Genomic DNA, 17,743 nt, shown 5'->3' with positions numbered 1-17,743 from the left:
TGGGCGCTCAGCGCCGGTCGCGGCCGAGCCGATAGGTGAGGGCAAGCGAGCCCACGAGGACCGCGCCCTTGATGAAATCCTGCGTGTAGTACGGCGCGTTGAGCATGGTGAGGCCGTTGAGCAGCACACCGACGAGAATGGCGCCGACAACGGTGCCGAGGATATTCGGCCGCCGCAGGTTGAGCACGGCGAAGCCGATCAGGGCAGCGGCGAAACTGTCCTGCAGCAGGGAGCCGCCGGTCATGATATCGCCGCGGCCGACGCGGGCGGCGAGCAGCACGCCGCCGAGCGAGGACAGCAGCCCGGACAGCGCATAGGCGAAGACGCGGAGGCGGGCCGTGGGCGCGCCGGCGAGATGGGCGGCGCGCTCATTGCCGCCGACGGCATAGATGGCGCGGCCCCACCGCAGACGCTCCATCAGCACCCAGAGCAGGATGGCGACGATGCCGAGGATGACGACCGGCAGCGGCACCAGACCCCAGAGGCGCGTGCGGCCGAGGGCAAGGAAGGCGGGGGAGAAGATGCCGTCCGCTTCGGTGCCGTCGGCAAAGACCATGCCGGTGGAGATGGAATTGCCCGCGCTCGGAATGAGCTGCAAACCGCCGACCAGGAACAGCGTGCCGAGTGTGGCGAGCAGATCGGGCACGCGCAGCACGATGATGAGCAGGCTGTTGAAGAGACCGATGGCGATGCCGACGCCGAGCACGAGCAGGACGGTCGGCACCGCGCCCCAGCCCCAGACGACCTGGGCATAGGCGGCCGTCATGACGCCCATGGCGGCCGTGCTGCCGACCGAGAGATCGAACCCGCCGACCGCGAGGCTGATGGTGATGCCCAGGCCCAGCAGCGCCGTGACGGAGACGGCTTCGAGAATGTCGAGCAGATTGGCGGCGCGCAGAAAGACCGGCTGGATGACGGCGAAGATCGCGAGGAGCGCGATCAGGATGATGAAGATCGCGCCCTTTCCGGCCAGGCTGCCCAGGATGGCGGCCGGATGCTGTGTCCCGCGCCGCTGCGCGCCCTCGGATGTCGTGGATCGAGCCAAATCACTCATCAGTCGGCGGCTCCGGCAACAAGCGTTTCGAGATTGGTCAGGCGGCTCAGGAAATCCTCCTGGCCGGGGCGATATTCGGCGGCGATGCCGCGGTCGCGCAGGATGAGAATGCGGTCGGCGGCTTCCAGCGCCTCCTCGACGTCGCTGGTGGCGATGAGGATGGCGGCCTTGGGGTCCATCGCGCGCAGAGAGGCGATGAGATCATGCCGCGCACCGAGATCGACGCCCTGGAAAGGCTCGTCGAGCAGCAGCAGATTGGCGGGCTGGGCCTGCCAGCGGGCGACCACGACCTTCTGCTGATTGCCGCCCGAGAGGTGGTCCAGCCGGTCGCGCGGGCCGCGGCAGACGATGCCGAGGCGACGGATGGCGGCTTGCGCTGCCGCCAGTTCGCGGCCGAAGCCGATAAAGCCGAGGGCATGCGACCAGTGCTGCAGATGCGGCAGCGCGATGGTGCCCGCGAGATCGGCGCCGAGCGTCTCCGCCGGGGCAAGAGAGGTACGCCAGCGGTCCTCGCCCGCCATGAAGACGCCTGAGCCGATGGCGTCCGAAGGGCCGCGCGGCCTCCACGGCCGGCCGTCGAGCGTCACCTCGCCGGCAGCGGGCGGACGCAGGCCGAAGAGCACTTCCAGAAGGCTGCTTTTGCCGGCGCCGAGCGGGCCGGTGACGACGGTGATTTCGCCCGGAAACAGATCGAGATCGATGGCGGGCGCGTCGCTCCGCAGCTGCACGCCGTGGAGGGTGGCGCGCGGTGTCCGTTCGGCGGTGGTCTGGATGCGTGCGGTCGGCACGACGTCACGCCCGATCATGGCGCGCGTGGCGGCCGCGAGATCCAGCGGACGGGTGAATTCGCCCTGCACCCTTCCATGGCGCAGCACCACCGCGCGGTCGGCGATGCGGCGCAGATCGGCGAGCTTGTGGGAGATAAACAGCACCGCAATGCCGCTGGCCTTGACGCGTTCCACCAGGGTGAACAGCCGCTCGGCCTCGGCCGCCGAAAGAGAGGCGGTCGGCTCGTCCAGGATCAGCAGCCGCGGTTGACCCGCAAAAGCACGGGCGATCGCAACCAGCTGCCGTTCGGCGAGGCTCAGGGCGGAGAGCGGCTGTGATAGATCAACCGTAAGGCCGGTCTTCGCGGCGATTTCGGCCGCGCGGCGGCGTATGCGGCGGGGGCTGAGATAGACCGGCAGGCGGGCGCCGCAGATTTCGTCGAGCACGAGGTTTTCGGCGACCGAAAGGGCGGCGACGCCGCCTTCGATCACGGATTGATGGACCGAGAGGATACCGGCCGCCTGGGCCTGCGCCGGGCTTGCCAAACGGCAGATCTGTCCGCCGATGTCGATGCTGCCCTCGTCCGGCGCATGGACGCCGGCGAGGATCTTCACCAGCGTGGATTTGCCGGCCCCATTGGCACCCATCAGGGCCACAACCTCACCCGGCGCCAGGGACAGCGACACGCCGTCCAAAACCCGGTTGGAGCCGAAGCTTTTGCTGATCGCCTGGGCGCGAATGGCGGTCGCTGTCATGGCTGGGGACGCGCGGGGCGCGGTGGGCGCGCCATCAGGTGCTGTGCCGGCTGGGGCACGAGAGAGCTATTCATGGAGATCTGTCCGAGCGTGGTGATAGGAAGGCGGACCGCGAGGATGCGCGTGATCACCGACAGGAGTGGGGCCGCCGAAACCAGATCATATCACGCCTTCTCATTCGCTAAACGTGCAATACACGCATCCATAACGCATGAAAAGTGGTCAATGTCCAATGTCACGCCATTATTAGCGTTTTTCGTTCGCTAGATACGCTTGCCTTGAGGACGGCGGCTGGGGCTAGATTTGGCCGTAAGCTGCCGCGCGCTATGCGGTTTCGAGATTGTGATCGGCGGGTCCATGCGGGCCACGCAAGATATCCGTTATGCATCTTGCTCGGGCTTTATACGTATGCCAAAAGTCTAAACAACAAAGCGCGAGATGAAATAGCTATTTATTCGCGTGTTTTATGGGGGATTTGTCGCGATGGGCTTACGGAATATTCTGGGCGGAGCGGCGCTCACGCTGTCACTGATGGCGGCGATGCCCCAGGCCCAGGCCCAGGTCGTGGTCTCCTCCAAGATCGATACCGAAGGCGGCGTCTTGGGCAATATCATTCTGGATGTGCTCAAGGCCCACGGCATCCAGACCAAAGATCGCATTCAGCTCGGCACCACGCCCGTGGTGCGCAAGGCGATCATCTCCGGCGCGATCGACATCTACCCCGAATATACCGGCAATGCCGCGTTCTTCTTCAACAAGCCCGATGACCCGGCCTGGAAAGATGCCCATCAGGGCTACGAACTCGCGAAGTCCCTGGACTATGCCGCGAACAAGATCGTCTGGCTGACGCCCGCGCCCGCCAATAATACCTGGGCAGTGGCGCTGCGGCAGGATGTGGCAAGCCCGAACCATGTCGTGACCTTCAGCGACTTCGGCAAATGGGTGACGGGCGGCGGCACCGTGAAGCTGGTCGCCTCGGCCGAATTCGTGAATTCCGCCGGCGCGCTACCGGCTTTCGAGAAGACCTACGGCTTCACCCTGACGCCCAACCAGCTCATCGTTCTGTCGGGCGGTGACACGGCCGCGACCATTGCGGCCGCCGCCAACAAGACGAACGGCGCCAATGCCGCCATGGTCTATGGCACTGATGGCGGCATCGCGCCTTCGGGACTGGTTGTGCTGGAAGACGACAAGCATGTGCAGCCGGTCTATGAGCCCACGCCGATCATCCGTGACGCCGTGCTGAAGCAGCACCCCGAGATCGCGACTTTACTGAAACCCGTTTTCGATAAGCTCGATCTGGTGACCTTACAGGAGCTGAACGGGCGGGTGCAGGTGGGCGGCGAGCCGGCCCAGGCGGTGGCCGAAGACTTTCTCAAGAAGAACGGCTTCCTGAAGTAAGTGGCGCGATCCAGGCTCGGGTATGGAGAGGCTGCTCCGGCGCGGTTCCAGGTGAACCGCGTCGGCCTTGTTATCGCCGTGGTGGTCTGTGGCGGCTTGGCCCTGCCCTTCGTCTCCGTCCGGCCTAATCGCATCCTGCCCGGTGTGGCGCATGACCTGCTGCAGGCGTTGCCGGCGTGGGGCGCTGGTCTCTTGCTGGCTATCGTCATCGTGGCGCTTGGGCTGGGATGCCTGCGCGGGCGTGTCTTGCTGCGCATTGCCGCCGCGGTGATTGCCCTTCTGGCGCTGGCTGTCGCGATTGGGTGCAGCTGCGCCATCCTCACGCCGCCCGGCAATCCTTATGCGCGCGCTGCACCGGCTGCCGGTTTCTGGCTGTTGGCTTTCGCCATGGCCCTGCTTCTGGCCGATGGGCTGACGCGGCTGCGGCCCGGTCCCTTGGGGCGCGTTGCGGCGCTGGTAGCGACGGCCGTGGTGGTCGGCCTGATCCTCGACAGCGGCTTGTGGAGCCACCTGTCGATCATGAAAGAATACGCGGTGCGGAGCGACAGCTTTTGGGCGGCCGCCGGCGCGCATCTGGAATTGGCCTTCGGCTCTCTGATTGCGGCGGCCATCGTCGGACTGCCGCTCGGCGTGCTCAGCTACCGGGTCGCATCGCTGCGCAATGCCGTGCTGAATACGCTGAACCTGGTGCAGACCATTCCCTCCATCGCGCTGTTCGGCATTCTGATAGCGCCGCTCGGCTGGATTGCGCTGCATGTGCCGGGCGCGGCTGCCATCGGCATTCAGGGCATCGGCATGGCGCCTGCGCTTCTGGCCCTGTTCCTCTATGCGCTGCTGCCCGTGGTGGCGAATACGGTGGCCGGTCTCGCCTCCGTTCCGGCCGCGGCCATCGATGCGGCGCGGGGCATGGGCATGACGAGTTTCGAGAGACTGTGGCAGGTGGAGTTACCATTGGCGCTGCCGACCATCGTCACCGGCATTCGCATCGTGCTTGTGCAGAATATCGGGCTGGCGACGATCGCCGCACTGATCGGTGGCGGCGGCTTCGGCGTTTTCGTGTTCCAGGGCATCGGCCAGACGGCGATGGATCTGGTGCTGCTGGGCGCGGTACCGACGGTGGCGCTGGCTTTCGCGGCCGCCGTGCTGCTGGATGCCGTGGTCGACGCGCTCTCCCCACCCTCCAACCCTAGTAGCACTGCATGATCGAGATTGACGACGTCACCAAGCGCTATGACGGGACAGAGGTGGTGAGCCGTGTATCGCTCACTATTCCCGCCCATAGCATTGCCGTCATTGTCGGTACATCAGGCTCAGGCAAGACGACGCTGCTGCGCATGATAAACCGGCTGGTGGAGCCGACTGAGGGCAGCATTCGCATCGATGGGGAGGATACGCGCAGCCTGCCCACCTATCTGCTGCGCCGCAGGATAGGCTACGCCATTCAGGGTCATGGGTTGTTTCCGCATCGTACGGTCGCACAGAATATCGGCACCGTGCCGGCATTGCTGGGATGGGACCGGGCGCGCATCAAGACGCGTGTGGAGGAGCTGCTGACCCTGTTCCAGCTGGACCCTGCGGTATATGGAGGGCGCTACCCGGCCGCCTTATCGGGCGGCCAGCAGCAGCGGGTGGGCGTGGCCCGCGCCTTGGCCGCCGAACCCAATGTGCTGCTGATGGACGAGCCTTTCGGCGCGCTGGACCCCGTGATCCGCGCCAAGGCGCAGGAGGATCTGCGCGCCATCCAGCAGCGCTTCGGCACCACCATCATTATGGTGACGCATGACATGGAAGAGGCGATCCATTTGGGTGACCGCATCGCGGTGATGGATGGCGGCCGGCTGCTGCAATATGCGACGCCGACCGAGATTCTCTCGGCGCCGGCGACGCCTTTCGTGGATAGTCTGGTTGGTGCGGGGGACCGTCCGCTACGGCTGCTGTCCTTGCTGAAGGTGCGTGACCTGCTGGAGCCCGGGGAGGCGGGGGGGGAGGCGCTGGACGCCGATATCTCAGCCCGCGACGCATTCTCCGCCTTGTTATGGAGCGGGCGGGACGCAGCCCCGGTGCGGCAGGCGGATGGCGCCCAGCTTGGCAGGGTGACGCGGGCACGGCTGATCGCGGCGAGCCGCCCGCCCGGACCGCCCGCGGCATGAGGCTGCGTTGGTCTGTCATCCCGCGGCTTGTTCTGCTTGCGGTGCTGGTCGCTTTCCTGTGGCACCCGGCCTGGTTCGCGCCGCTGCTGCGGCCGCTGACGGAAAACGGGGCGCCGGCGATCTATGACCAGGGCAGTCTTGCCGTGCTCACGCTGCATCACCTGGAAATCGTCGCGGTCGCAACCTTGGCTGCCGCGGTGCTGGCGATCGGCATGGCAGTTTTGGTGACGCGTCCCGCGGGGCGCGAATTTCTGCCTTTGGCGCGTAGCCTGGTCAATATCGGCCAGACCTTTCCGCCCGTGGCTGTGCTGGCCCTGGCCGTGCCGATCTTGGGTTTCGGCGACAGGCCAACCCTGATCGCGCTGTTTTTGTATGGGCTATTGCCGATTTTTGAGAATACGCTAACGGGCCTGTCCACGCTGCCGCCCACGATCATGGATGCGTCGCTCGGCGTGGGCATGACCGGCCGTCAGCGCCTGTGGCAGGTAGAACTGCCGCTGGCCGCACCGATCATTCTGGCGGGCATTCGCCTGTCGGTCGTGATCAGCATCGCGACTGCGACGATCGGCTCCACCGTCGCGGCCTCCACGCTTGGCGCTGTCATCATCGCGGGGCTGACCTCCAACAATCTTGCCTTCGTCGTGCAGGGCGGCCTGATGGTGGGTGCGCTCGCTATCCTTGTCTTTGACGGTCTGCGCGCGATCGAGGCGGCGCTGGCGCGGCGGTCCGGTCTCGGTCAGTCATCGAGATAGACGGGCGCGGTGACGAGGTCACCCCGCCAGACGAAGAGCGCCAGCAGCGGTGTATCGGTTGTCTCCATCGCATGGCCGATACCATCGGCATGGACGATGAGACTGGCGGGAGGTTTTGCGACAAAGGGGGCGCCGGTGACCCGCCACAGGGCGGTGCCGGAGAGGACGAGATAGGTCTCGATCGCCGGATGGCTGTGCATGGGATAATGCGTGGCCGGCGCCATCAAGGTGAGGCCAATATGCAGCTGCGCATCATCCATCAGGCCGGTGGGTCCAATCAGCTGCGCGAAGCCGATAGTATTGGCGAGATCGGGCCAGCGCGGCTGGAACGGGTAGCCATAGGTCCAGCGCAGCGTGGCGATAGCCGGTATGATGGCGGCCGTGATAGCGGATTCCGGTCCGCGCAACGCAGCGTCCAAAGCCGCGTCCAGATGGCGGCAGACAGGCTGTTGATAAGGCACCGTTCTTTGGCTGAGCGCAAAAGGCTGCGGCCAATTGTGCAGCATGGCCGCAATTTCGGCCAGAGCTACAGGGTCCGTCTCACGCGACCGCACAAGACGATCCTGGAAGGCGGCGAGCAGGCTAGTCACGGTCTGCATAACTATCCGGGGCCTCGGCAATCCTGCTGAAGATGCGCATCGACAGATAGCGTTCCGCGGAGGAGGCCGCAATCGCGACGATGCGCTTGCCCGCATTGGTCGGATCGCGCGCCAGGATGATGGCAGCGCTAAGCACCGCGCCGGTGGACAGGCCACAGGCGATGCCTTCCCGCCGGGCGAGACGTTGCACCGCGGCGCCGGCCTCAGCCGTCGTCACCCGCATGACGCGATCGATGATCGCCATATTCAAGGTCGCTGGAATAAAGCCGGCGCCGATGCCCTGGATATCATGCGAGGCAGGCTCATCGCCGGACAGAACCGCGCTCTCGGCCGGTTCGACGGCCACGACCTGAAGGGCAGGGTTGCGCGGCTTCAGCGCCGCGCCAATGCCGCTGATGGTGCCGCCCGAGCCGACGCCCGCGATCACGATATCGACGCGTCCATCGCAATCAAGCCAGATCTCTTCCGCCGTGGTCTTTTCATGAACGGCGGGGTTGGCAGGATTGTCGAACTGCCGTGGTGACCAGGCGCCCGGTATCTGCCGGACGATTTCTTCGACCCGGCGGATGGCGTGTGCCATGCCGAGTTCCGCATCCGTCAATTCGACCTGCACGCCGAGCAGGTGCAGCAGCTTGATGCGTTCGCTGGAGACCGAATCAGGCATGACGACGAGAAGCCGGTAGCCTTTTGCTGCAGCGGCGAAGGCGAGGGCGATGCCGGTATTGCCCGAGGTCGGCTCGACAATCAGCGTGCGCTCCGGGGTGATTTGTCCCCGAGCTTCGGCATCCGCGATCATCGCAATACCGATGCGATCCTTGATGGAGCCAAGCGGATTGAGATGTTCCAGCTTGAGAAGAATTTCCGCCGAAAGATCGAAGGTCTTGGCGATACGGCTGAGACGGACGAGCGGGGTATGGCCGACGGCATCAACGATGCTGTCAAGAATACGGCCTTGCGGCCGCGGCGCGATAGCGTGACTGCCATGGATATCTGGCTGAGGCGGAGAGACAGGACAGTCAGCGCTGTCCTTCGCGAGGCTGGCCGTTTTGTCATCGGAATACATGTCGATCTTGGCCTCACTGGCTTTCGATATCCACTTATTGCACTATAGTAGGAAGTATGTAAAATTTATTCACGATACAACTCACGATATAATGCGAAACAAAATCGTGTTGGCACCCGCGTTCTGAAATGTCTCTGCGCGCGTGACGCGCAGCGCAGGCCGTGAGCGGCTCACGATGAGGAGTGAATATGCCTATGGACGAGGTCAATACCGTCAACGGCGGCTGGCATAGGTTGGCAGCGATGGACCAGGAGCACAGGGCGCCGGCCGGCTTTGAGTTTTTGCCGAATTGGGTGATCTACGGGCCGCTCACGCTCTATTGGATTGTGTTAGGCCTGCGCTATCGCGATTTCGCGCTGCCGGCATTGGCCAATCCTGCTATTCCTGCGGGCGGCCTGTGCGGCGAGAGCAAATCGGCAATCCTCGATCAGGTTCATCCCGACCAGCATCCTGTCATCGCAGCCTACGGCACGTTCACGGCCGGGACGGATGCGGCCGCTCAGGTAGCGTCCATCATGAACCGCTTGGGGCTGACCTTTCCCATCGTCATCAAGCCCGATATCGGCTGCAAGGGGTCTGGCGTACGGCGCGTCGATGATGCAGCGGAATTGCGCGAGACGCTGGCGCGTTTCGCACGCGGAACGGTGCTTCTGGTCCAGAAGCTCATTCCCTTTCCGAATGAAGCGGGCGTGTTCTATTCGCGCGAGCCAGGGGGTGGCCGCGGGCGCATCCTGTCCATGACCTTCAAGTTTTTTCCTTATATCGTGGGCGATGGCCGCAGCACGCTGGCGGAGCTTATCCATGCGCATCCGCGGGCGGGACGAATTCCTGACGTGTTCCTGCCGCGTTTCGCGGATCGGCTGGAGGAAGTGCCGGCCATTGGCACGACGATTCCGCTTGTCTTTACCGGCAACCATTCCAAAGGTGCGGTGTTCCGCAATGCGACCCATCTGGTGACGGCGGAGCTTGAGGCGGCGATCGAGAAGGTGGCGCAGGCAATGCCCGATTTCCATCATGGCCGGGTCGATTTGCGATTCGAAAGCCTGGCCGCCCTGCAGCACGGCAAGGGCTTCGAGATCATCGAAATCAACGGTATTGGCGCGGAGCCCATCCATATGTGGGACCCGGATGCCAGTCTGCTGGATCTGTTCCGTGATCTTGCCAGTTTCTATGGGCGCGGTTTTGCGATCGGGGCGGCCATGCGTAAGCGTGGCCATCGCAGCAAGGGTATTTTCGATATCCTGCGTGCATGGCGGCGGCAGCGGGCGCTGATTGCAACCTATCCGGTCAGCAGCTGAAGCGCGGTGCCCACGCCGCCGCACGGCGTGGGCACCGCATTCTATTCCCCGCGGGTCGCGACCTCGCGCCACAGGTCGATGCCGCCTTCGGTCGCATGCCGATCAATCTCGCTGAGTTCATCGGGTGTAAAGTCAAGCCGGTTCAACGCGTCGAGCGCATTGTCCAGCTGGGCCACGCTGCGCGCCCCGATGAGCGCCGATGTCACCGCCGGATTGCGCAAGACCCAGGCGATGGCGAGCTGCGCGAGAGATTGGCCGCGCCGATGCGCAATCTCCCCCAAAGCCCGCACGCGCGCGAGATTCTCCTCGCTGAGCAAAGCCGGATCGAAGGAGCTGTTCTTCGATGCGCGTGTGCCCGCGGGCACACCATTCAGATATTTGTCGGTCAGCAGGCCCTGTGCGAGAGGCGAGAAGACAATCGTGCCGGCGCCGATTTCGGTCAGCGTATCGAGCAGGCTGTCTTCGATCCATCGGTTGATGAGGGAATAGGAGGGCTGATGGATGAGCAGTGGCACGCCGAGGTCTTGCAGGATAGCCGCGGCCTCTCTGGTGCGCTTGGGACCGTAGGAGGAGATGCCGACATACAGCGCCTTACCCTGCCGCACGAGCTGCGCGAGGGCGGCCATGGTCTCCTCGAGCGGGGTCGAGAAATCCGGCCGGTGCGAATAGAAGATATCGACATAGTCGAGCTTCATCCGCTTCAGGCTTTGTTCGCAGCTGGCGATGAGATATTTGCGGCTGCCGCCATCACCGTAGGGGCCAGGCCACATATCCCAGCCGGCCTTGGATGAAATAACCAGTTCGTCCCGATACGGGCGGAAGTCCCGCTCCAGCCAGAGGCCGAAATTCTCTTCCGCCGAGCCATAGGGCGGCCCGTAGTTATTGGCGAGATCGAAATGGGTGACGCCGCGATCAAAGGCGCGCCGGAGAACCGCGCGACCCGTTTCAAACACGTCCTCACCGCCGAAATTGTGCCAAAGGCCGAGGGAGATGGCCGGCAGGTCCAGACCAGACCGGCCGGTGCGGCGGTAGGGCATGGCGTCGTAGCGGTCGGCCGCGGCGCGATAGGCGAGGTCGGTGGTCATGGGGCAGGTCGATCCTTTGTTTGGAAAGGCGGGCCGGCGGCCGTGGGCAAGAAAAACGACAATTGATAGCAATATTATATATACAACGATTTGTAGTACGTATATTTATGGTCTCACGCTAAACGGTTCGCGTCAATCGTCATGGAATATCCAAACACCGACACACAATAGCGATATGCCTTGCCCGGGCCCATCCAGCCGCTTGCCGCGGCGATGCCAGGGCAGGTTCGGATCTTCCGTTCGATTGATCCCGCATCCCAGCATCAGAACAGCCAGCGCCACCTGACCCGAAAGACAAGCGACAAACGCCATGAGAAAATTTGCAACTGGACCGGTGGCCGCCGTATCGGCGAGATGGCTTGCCGTGGCTCTGCTCGGATTGTCGACCAGCGCCGCCTGGGCGGCTGATAAGCCCCAACCCGGCGGCACGATCGTGCTGGCGACCTTCAAGGAGCCGGTCTGCCTTGACCCGACGGTCGGCGGCGATGTGCCGCAGGACATCATCGCGCATATGTTCACCGACAGCCTGATCTCGCAGAACGAAGACGGCTCCTATCATCCTTGGCTGGCCAAGTCCTGGGACGTCACCGACAATGGGCTGACCTATACGTTCCATCTCCGCACCGACGTCAAATTTACCGACGGCACGCCGTTCAACGCTGCCGCGGTGAAGGCGAATTTCGACCACTGGCTGGACCCCAAGACCGGATCGGCGAATATCGCGCCGCAGCTGACCAATCTCGGCAGCATCACAGTGGTCGATGACGCAACCCTGGTCGTGAAGCTGAAGAGCGCGAATTCTTTCTTTCTGACGACACTCGCGAACCCGAGTGCGGGCATGCAGTCCCCCACCGCCTTTGCGCGGGGCAATACCTTGAACTGCGTCTCGCCCGTGGGCTCCGGGCCTTTCATCGTGCAGAAATGGATTCGCAACAGCGAGGTCGTGTTCACGCGCAACCCGAATTACAATTCGCCGCCGCCGCAGGCGCTGCATAGCGGGCCGGCCTATGCCGAGCGGGTGGAATGGAAGATCATTCAGGAGCCTGCGACCCGCTTCAACGCCCTTCTGTCTGGTGAAGTGGGCGTCCTGAACGGCCTGCCGCCGGAAGACTTCATCCGCGCCAAGTCATCCGACAATATCACCATCCTGAACGATTTTCAGCCTGGCGTTCCCTGGCAGCTTGATCTGAACACCAAGCGTGCGCCGTTCGATGACGTGCGCGTGCGGCAGGCCTTCCGCTTCAGCCTGGACGCGCCCGCAGGCCTGCGCAGCATCTTCTTCGGCGCCTATCTTCCGGCCGGCGGCGTGCTGTCTCCGAACACGCCTTTCTATAATCCGGCGGTTGAGCACGCCTATCCCTATGATCTGGCGGCGGCCGCCAAATTGCTGGATGCGGCTGGCTGGACCGGGCGCGATTCTGCGGGTTATCGCACCAAGGACGGCCATCGTCTGACCGTGCATTTCCCGGTCTATGCATCGACGCAGCCGGCCGATCTGGGTCTGTTCGAGCAGCTTCAGGCGACCGCCAAGAAAGCAGGCTTCGATTTGCAGATCGAGAAGGCGGACGACTCAAAAGTCTATAGCCGCCAGTATAGCTGGGACTATGACCTTTATGTCGATTACTGGACGGTCAATACGCCGGGTGCCATGACCTTCATCTATCACAGCGACGGCCTCACCAGCCTGGATGGCGGCTATCACAATAATGAGGCCGGCATCAACGATCCGCATCTCGATGCGCTGCTGAATGAAGGGCCGGCGACATCCGACCCCGCCAAGCAGAAGCAGATCTATGATGAGGCGCAGCAGATCGTGTCCGACAAGGCCCTGGCCGCGCCGCTGTATGTTTATCCGTCGATCGCCGCCTTCAACACGGACAAGGTGCGTGACGTGCGCAATGACTGGTCTGTGCATTCGGTTACCCTGTACGACGCCTGGGTGCCGAAGAACTGACCATGCTGTCGCCGGGACTCGTCTTGCTGAATGTCACGCGCAGACTGGCGGAGCGTCTCACCGCCGGCCTGCTCGTACTCTGGGTCTCGGTGACCCTGACCTTCCTCGCTCTACAGGTCGTGCCGGGTGACCCGGTCAAGATCATCGCGGGACCGGGGGCGGTTTTGACGCCGGATGCGGTGGCGGCTTTGCGCAAGCAATTCGGTCTCGATCAGACCGCGCCGGAACGCTATCTGCACTATCTGCTGGGGCTGACCCATGGCAGCCTGGGCATCTCCTACGAGAGCCAGCAGCCGGTCACGGGTCTTATCCTGGCACAGCTCGGCAGTTCCGCGGCCCTGACCTTGGCCGCTCTTGCTGTGGCCTGGGTGGTGGCGATCACGGTGATCCTGCTGACCGCGGCGCGGGCGCCCCTGGTGGATGGGATCGGCCGTGCTTTCGAGGTTGTGACGGCGGCCTTGCCGGATTTCTGGGTCGGGCTGCTGCTGGTGACCGTCTTCGCCTTCACCCTGCACTGGTTTCCGTCCATCGGCCATGGCCTGCGCGGACTGGTTCTGCCGGCGCTCGCGCTCGGCCTGCCGCTCGCCGGGTTTCTCGGGCAGATCACGCGGCAGTCCTTTGCGGACGCCATGAACCAGCCCTTCGCCCTCTCCGTCCGCGCGCGCGGTGCAAGTGAAACGCGGCTGCGGCTGCGGCACGCCTTGCGCCACGCCTTGCTGCCGGGCATTGCCCTGTCCAACTGGGCGATCGGCTGGCTGATCGGCGGTTCCGTCGCCATGGAGCAGATCTTTGCCCGCCAGGGTATCGGCACGCTGATATTGACGGCGGTGGAGCGGCGGGATTTTCCGGTGATCATGGGCAGCGTCGTTCTGATCGCGCTCATCTATGTTGTCACCAATATCGTAACCGATGTTTTGACCTTCTGGGTTGATCCATCGCACCGGCAAGCACAGGCACAATCGTGAGCGGCATTGCGATCATCGAGCAGCCGACGACCGGTACCGGTGACGGACGCCTGCACCCGCTGCGGCGCCGCGCGGGCCCGACGACCTGTGCGGCGGCTGTCATACTGATCCTGGTGCTGCTGGCAGCCGTGTGGCCGCATCTTCTGGCGCGGATCGACCCTTACGACATTGACCCGACATCGGCCTTCCTGCCGCCCTCGGCGGCGCATTGGTTTGGCACCGATCAAAGCGGGCGCGATGCCTATAGCCGCGTTGTCTACGGCACCGGTGCGTCGCTGCTGATCGGCCTGGTGGCAATCGTGGTCGCCTTGGCTCTGGGGGCCGTCCTGGGGCTGACCGCCGCCCTCGGCGGGCGGATTGCGGATCTTGCCATCGGGCGCATCATCGACGTGCTGTTCGCCTTCCCTGGCCTTATTCTCGCGCTGATCTGCATTGCGATCCTTGGTGCGTCGCCTGAGACCTTGGCGATCGCGGTCGGCGTCGGCAGTGCCGCGGGCTATGCGCGCATCATTCGCGCGCAGGCGCTGACGGTCGCGCAGTCCGGCTATGTGGCGGCGGCCCGAACGCTCGGCACCGCGCCCGCCCGCATTCTGCTGTTGACGATGCTGCCCAATATCACCCGACCTTTGCTGCCGCTTTTTACGCTTGGCGTGGGCCAATGCATTGTCTGGGCAACGGGCCTCAGCTTCCTGGGGCTGGGCGTGCAGCCGCCGCAGGCCGAATGGGGCGCGCTACTGGCAGATAGCCGCAACTATACGGCCATGGCCTGGTGGCTGACGGTGTTTCCGGGCAGTGCCATCGCCCTGACGGCGCTCGCTTTGACGATCCTGGGCCGCTATCTGCAGGCTCGTTTTGACGGAAGGGACGCGGCATGACCGCCTCGGTTCTGGCGCGCGTGGAGGGTCTGACCGTCGCCTTCCGGCGTCCCGCCTACCGGCCTGTCGTGCGCGACGTCTCCTTCACGCTAGAAGCCGGGCGCATTCTGGCGCTGGTGGGGGAGTCGGGCTCCGGCAAATCCGTCACCGCGCGGGCGCTGCTGGGCCTGGCCGGCGCCCATGCCGAGGTCCGCGCGACGCGGCTGGAGGTGGAAGGGCAATCGGTGCTCGGCCTCTCCAACCGGGCCTGGCGTGCCCGACGCGGCGTGCAGATCGGTTTGGTGCTGCAGGATGCGATGGTCTCGCTGGACCCCCTGCGGCCGGTGGGTGCGGAGATTGGCGAAGTTCTGGCCGTGCATCGCCTGGGTGACCGGCACGGGCGCCCGGCGCGTGTGATCGCAGCGCTGACGGAAGCCGGCGTGCCCCGCCCTGAGGAGCGTGCGCGCCAGCGGCCCGGCGAGTTGTCAGGTGGCTTGCGCCAGCGCGCGCTGATTGCGGCCGCCATCGCAGCGCGGCCCCGCATTCTGATCGCCGATGAGCCGACGACGGCCCTGGACCCCACAGTACAGCGCCAAATTCTGGCGTTGCTGCGCGATATGGCGGCGCGCGGCGACAGCATTCTGTTGATCACGCATGATATGGGCGTCGTGTCCGCCGTCGCCGACGATGTGCTGGTGATGAAAGACGGAATCGTGGTCGAGCAGGGGCCGGTTGACCGCGTTCTGCGGGCGCCGCAGCATGTCTATACGCAGACTTTGCTGGCCGCCCTGCCGAGCATCCGTACGGGACGCGCATCGCGGGGGCCGGTTGCCCTCAAGGCAGAGCAGGCGCCTGTTGCGCTTTCGGCTGAGGGATTGACGAAGCAGTATCCGCGACCTGGCGGCGGCCCGGTGACCGTTGTCCAGGATGTCAGCCTGGAATTGCGGCAGGGGCGGACATTGGGCCTGGTTGGCGAGTCAGGGGCCGGGAAATCGACACTCGCGCGGATGCTGCTGGGACTGACGGAGCCCGATCGCGGCACCGTTTCGCTGTTCGGCCAGCCCTGGTCGGGCGTGGCCGAGGCTGCGCGCCGCCCGCGCCGGCCGACCCTTCAGATGGTCTATCAGGACCCGCTGAGTTCCTTCGATCCGCGCCTGACCGTGGTGCAGATTCTGCTGGATGCGCTCCGCGCCGCCGGCCTGAGGGACCGCAGGAAGGCGCGCGACCGGGCCGCGGACCTGCTTGCGCAAGTAGGCCTCGCCGATCGGTTGGTGTCGCATAGTCCGCGGATTCTATCGGGCGGCCAGCGCCAGCGCGTGGCGATAGCCCGCGCGATCGCGACCGAGCCCGCCATTCTGATCTGCGACGAGCCGGTCTCGGCCCTCGATCTTCTCACCCAGGCGCAGATCCTGGATTTGCTCGCGGACCTGCGGACGCGACTTGGCCTCAGCATGATCTTCATCAGCCATGATCTGGATGTAATCCGGCAGGTCAGCGATGACATCATGGTTCTGCGCGATGGATGCGTGGTGGAATCCGGGCCGGCAGAGGCGATCGCGACCAACCCGCAGCATGCGTATACGCGGCAGTTGTTCGACGCGACGCTGCGCGTCCGTTCTGCCGCCTGACGACGTAAGGATAGAGCGTGACGACACGGAAACCGCTTTTCTTCGGCCTCTATGAACAAGCCAATATCGGTGATGGTTCAGGTGCGGCGAGCCTGTGGACGCATCCGCAGGATAGGCGCACCACCTCCGTTCAATCCTATGACTACTGGCTGCATCTGGCGCGTATTGCCGATGCCGTTCATCTCGATCTCATGTTCTTTGGCGACGTGCTTGGCATTTATGACACCTATGGACAGTCGCCGGACACTGCGCTGGCATGGGGTGTGGAACTGCCGGCGCATGATCCGCTGATGATCATTCCGGCGCTGGCGGCGGCTACCACATCGCTCGCCTTCGGGGCGACGATTTCAACCTCTTATGACCATCCTTTTGCGCATGCACGCCGGCTCAGCACGCTGGACCATATGACCGGGGGCCGCATCGGCTGGAATATCGTCACCTCCTATCTGCCCAGTGCCGCACGCAACTTTGGCCTGGAGACGATGGTCAAGCATGACGAACGCTATGCCATCGCCGAGGAGTTCATGGAGGTCGCCTATAAGCTGTGGGAAGGCAGTTGGGCGGACGACGCCTATCTGGGCGACAAGGCAGGTCAGCGCTTCGCGCGGCCGGACCGGGTGCGGACGATCGATCATCGCGGCCTGCATTTCGGTTCCGCCGGTCCGCATGTCAGCTTTCCTTCGCCGCAGCGGACGCCGCTGCTGATTCAGGCGGGATGGTCACCGCGCGGCAAGCAGTTCGGCGCGCGCCATGCCGAAATCGTCTTTGTCGGTGACTCCGATCCTGCGGCCGTCCGCCAGGGCATGCAGGAGATCCGCACGCTGGCCGCAGAGCAAGGGCGGGATGGTGGAGATATCAAAGCGCTGGCCGGTGCGCAGGTGATTGTCGGCAAAACCCGCGCAGCCGCAGAAGCCAAGCTCGCCGATTATCAGCGCTATTACAGGCCGGAAGCCTCGCTTGCGGCCTATGCGGGCTGGAGCGGCCTGGATGTGGCCAAGTATGGGAATGAGGACGCCATTGAGCGGGCGAGCAACCATACCCAGTCAGCCGCGGATAAGGCGCCGCTTCTGGCCGGAGAGATCCGCCGCCGCTATGCGAAGGTTGACGGCAATAGCGCGCTCACCTTTATCGGCGCGCCCGATGACGTGGCAGGGCAGATTGAAGCCTATGCCGATGCGTCCGGCATCGACGGCTTTCTGCTGCACCAGTTCATCGCCCCCGGCTCCTTTGAAGATTTTGCAGAGCTTGCGGTGCCGGCTTTGCAGGTGCGCGGGCTGTATCGCACCGCGCCGGCCAGCGGCACCTTCCGGTCACGGATACGGGCAGACGGCCAGGACCGCCTGCCCGATGCGCATCCCGGTGCGCGCTTCCGCTGGACCGCGGAGACGCCCGGCCGCGCCTGACGCCGCGCGGGCGC

16 protein-coding genes are annotated in these 17,743 nt (G+C 64.5%); 10 read left to right on the top strand and 6 right to left on the bottom strand.

What is annotated here, in order from left to right:
- Positions 1 to 7: 7 nt before the first annotated feature.
- The gene (locus AC3G7M_RS19090; protein ID WP_489216887.1) at positions 8 to 1,054 is read right to left on the bottom strand and encodes an ABC transporter permease; all 1,047 of its coding nucleotides are present in this window, start codon (positions 1,052 to 1,054) and stop codon (positions 8 to 10) included.
- Positions 1,054 to 2,577: a sugar ABC transporter ATP-binding protein gene (locus AC3G7M_RS19085; protein ID WP_489216885.1), complete on the bottom strand. Its 1,524-nt coding sequence runs from the start codon at positions 2,575 to 2,577 to the stop codon at positions 1,054 to 1,056. The genes AC3G7M_RS19090 and AC3G7M_RS19085 overlap by 1 nt, the downstream gene beginning before the upstream one ends.
- Positions 2,578 to 3,060: 483 nt before the next feature.
- On the opposite strand from AC3G7M_RS19085, the gene osmF reads away from it, so the two are divergent.
- Genes osmF through AC3G7M_RS19065 form a run of 4 tightly spaced genes read left to right on the top strand, consistent with a single transcriptional unit; the run spans position 3,061 to position 6,880 of the window.
- Positions 3,061 to 3,978, top strand: coding sequence for a glycine betaine ABC transporter substrate-binding protein OsmF (gene osmF, locus AC3G7M_RS19080; RefSeq protein WP_489216883.1), 918 nt, complete (start codon positions 3,061 to 3,063; stop codon positions 3,976 to 3,978).
- A 51-nt stretch (positions 3,979 to 4,029) separates the two neighbouring features.
- A complete protein-coding gene (locus AC3G7M_RS19075; RefSeq protein ID WP_489216881.1) occupies positions 4,030 to 5,181 on the top strand; it encodes an ABC transporter permease in 1,152 nt (383 codons plus the stop codon).
- Positions 5,178 to 6,128, top strand: coding sequence for an ABC transporter ATP-binding protein (locus tag AC3G7M_RS19070; protein WP_489216879.1), 951 nt, complete (start codon positions 5,178 to 5,180; stop codon positions 6,126 to 6,128). The genes AC3G7M_RS19075 and AC3G7M_RS19070 overlap by 4 nt, the downstream gene beginning before the upstream one ends.
- Complete coding sequence (locus tag AC3G7M_RS19065) at positions 6,125 to 6,880, top strand: ABC transporter permease (protein WP_489216877.1); 756 nt, start codon at positions 6,125 to 6,127, stop codon at positions 6,878 to 6,880. The genes AC3G7M_RS19070 and AC3G7M_RS19065 overlap by 4 nt, the downstream gene beginning before the upstream one ends.
- Here AC3G7M_RS19065 and AC3G7M_RS19060 read toward each other — a convergent pair.
- Both AC3G7M_RS19060 and cysK read right to left on the bottom strand, forming a co-directional pair.
- Positions 6,865 to 7,479: a dimethylsulfonioproprionate lyase family protein gene (locus AC3G7M_RS19060; protein WP_489216875.1), complete on the bottom strand. Its 615-nt coding sequence runs from the start codon at positions 7,477 to 7,479 to the stop codon at positions 6,865 to 6,867. The genes AC3G7M_RS19065 and AC3G7M_RS19060 overlap by 16 nt on opposite strands.
- Complete coding sequence (cysK, locus tag AC3G7M_RS19055; RefSeq protein ID WP_489216873.1) at positions 7,463 to 8,542, bottom strand: cysteine synthase A; 1,080 nt, start codon at positions 8,540 to 8,542, stop codon at positions 7,463 to 7,465. Before cysK ends, AC3G7M_RS19060 begins: the two co-directional genes overlap by 17 nt.
- A 188-nt stretch (positions 8,543 to 8,730) precedes the next feature.
- Between cysK and AC3G7M_RS19050 the strand changes: the two genes are divergently transcribed.
- A complete protein-coding gene (locus AC3G7M_RS19050) occupies positions 8,731 to 9,840 on the top strand; it encodes an ATP-grasp domain-containing protein (RefSeq protein ID WP_489216871.1) in 1,110 nt (369 codons plus the stop codon).
- A gap of 41 nt (positions 9,841 to 9,881) precedes the next feature.
- On the opposite strand, the gene mgrA is transcribed toward AC3G7M_RS19050, so the two are convergent.
- Together mgrA and AC3G7M_RS19040 are read right to left on the bottom strand one after the other, a co-directional pair.
- On the bottom strand, positions 9,882 to 10,925 hold the full coding sequence (gene mgrA, locus AC3G7M_RS19045; protein WP_489216869.1) for an L-glyceraldehyde 3-phosphate reductase: 1,044 nt from the start codon (positions 10,923 to 10,925) through the stop codon (positions 9,882 to 9,884).
- Positions 10,926 to 11,057: 132 nt separating this feature from the next.
- Entirely contained in the window at positions 11,058 to 11,375 is a 318-nt protein-coding gene (locus tag AC3G7M_RS19040; protein ID WP_489216867.1) for a hypothetical protein, read from the bottom strand.
- Between AC3G7M_RS19040 and AC3G7M_RS19035 the strand changes: the two genes are divergently transcribed.
- Genes AC3G7M_RS19035 through AC3G7M_RS19015 form a run of 5 tightly spaced genes read left to right on the top strand, consistent with a single transcriptional unit; the run spans position 11,359 to position 17,729 of the window.
- Complete coding sequence (locus tag AC3G7M_RS19035; RefSeq protein ID WP_489216865.1) at positions 11,359 to 12,879, top strand: ABC transporter substrate-binding protein; 1,521 nt, start codon at positions 11,359 to 11,361, stop codon at positions 12,877 to 12,879. The genes AC3G7M_RS19040 and AC3G7M_RS19035 overlap by 17 nt on opposite strands.
- 2 nt (positions 12,880 to 12,881) lie before the next feature.
- Positions 12,882 to 13,844, top strand: a complete 963-nt coding sequence (locus AC3G7M_RS19030; RefSeq protein WP_489216863.1) for an ABC transporter permease — start codon at positions 12,882 to 12,884, stop codon at positions 13,842 to 13,844.
- Positions 13,841 to 14,719, top strand: a complete 879-nt coding sequence (locus AC3G7M_RS19025; protein ID WP_489216861.1) for an ABC transporter permease — start codon at positions 13,841 to 13,843, stop codon at positions 14,717 to 14,719. The genes AC3G7M_RS19030 and AC3G7M_RS19025 overlap by 4 nt, the downstream gene beginning before the upstream one ends.
- Positions 14,716 to 16,326: a dipeptide ABC transporter ATP-binding protein gene (locus tag AC3G7M_RS19020; protein ID WP_489216859.1), complete on the top strand. Its 1,611-nt coding sequence runs from the start codon at positions 14,716 to 14,718 to the stop codon at positions 16,324 to 16,326. The genes AC3G7M_RS19025 and AC3G7M_RS19020 overlap by 4 nt, the downstream gene beginning before the upstream one ends.
- Before the next feature lie 17 nt (positions 16,327 to 16,343).
- Complete coding sequence (locus AC3G7M_RS19015; protein ID WP_489216857.1) at positions 16,344 to 17,729, top strand: NtaA/DmoA family FMN-dependent monooxygenase; 1,386 nt, start codon at positions 16,344 to 16,346, stop codon at positions 17,727 to 17,729.
- Positions 17,730 to 17,743: the final 14 nt, after the last annotated feature.

Source organism: Acidisoma sibiricum, from assembly GCF_057837225.1.
The sequence above is the reverse complement of the archived record's forward strand: the minus strand, read 5'-3'. Positions and strand labels throughout refer to the sequence as shown.

Excerpts from the sequence above, each read along its gene's own strand:
- AC3G7M_RS19090 (WP_489216887.1), bottom strand. The coding sequence starts at position 1,054 with ATGAGTGATTTGGCTCGATCCACGACATCCGAGGGCGCGCAGCGGCGC.
- AC3G7M_RS19085 (WP_489216885.1), bottom strand. The coding sequence starts at position 2,577 with ATGACAGCGACCGCCATTCGCGCCCAGGCGATCAGCAAAAGCTTCGGC.
- osmF (WP_489216883.1), top strand. The coding sequence starts at position 3,061 with ATGGGCTTACGGAATATTCTGGGCGGAGCGGCGCTCACGCTGTCACTG.
- AC3G7M_RS19070 (WP_489216879.1), top strand. The coding sequence starts at position 5,178 with ATGATCGAGATTGACGACGTCACCAAGCGCTATGACGGGACAGAGGTG.
- AC3G7M_RS19065 (WP_489216877.1), top strand. The coding sequence starts at position 6,125 with ATGAGGCTGCGTTGGTCTGTCATCCCGCGGCTTGTTCTGCTTGCGGTG.
- AC3G7M_RS19060 (WP_489216875.1), bottom strand. The coding sequence starts at position 7,479 with ATGCAGACCGTGACTAGCCTGCTCGCCGCCTTCCAGGATCGTCTTGTG.
- cysK (WP_489216873.1), bottom strand. The coding sequence starts at position 8,542 with ATGTATTCCGATGACAAAACGGCCAGCCTCGCGAAGGACAGCGCTGAC.
- AC3G7M_RS19050 (WP_489216871.1), top strand. The coding sequence starts at position 8,731 with ATGCCTATGGACGAGGTCAATACCGTCAACGGCGGCTGGCATAGGTTG.
- mgrA (WP_489216869.1), bottom strand. The coding sequence starts at position 10,925 with ATGACCACCGACCTCGCCTATCGCGCCGCGGCCGACCGCTACGACGCC.
- AC3G7M_RS19030 (WP_489216863.1), top strand. The coding sequence starts at position 12,882 with ATGCTGTCGCCGGGACTCGTCTTGCTGAATGTCACGCGCAGACTGGCG.
- AC3G7M_RS19020 (WP_489216859.1), top strand. The coding sequence starts at position 14,716 with ATGACCGCCTCGGTTCTGGCGCGCGTGGAGGGTCTGACCGTCGCCTTC.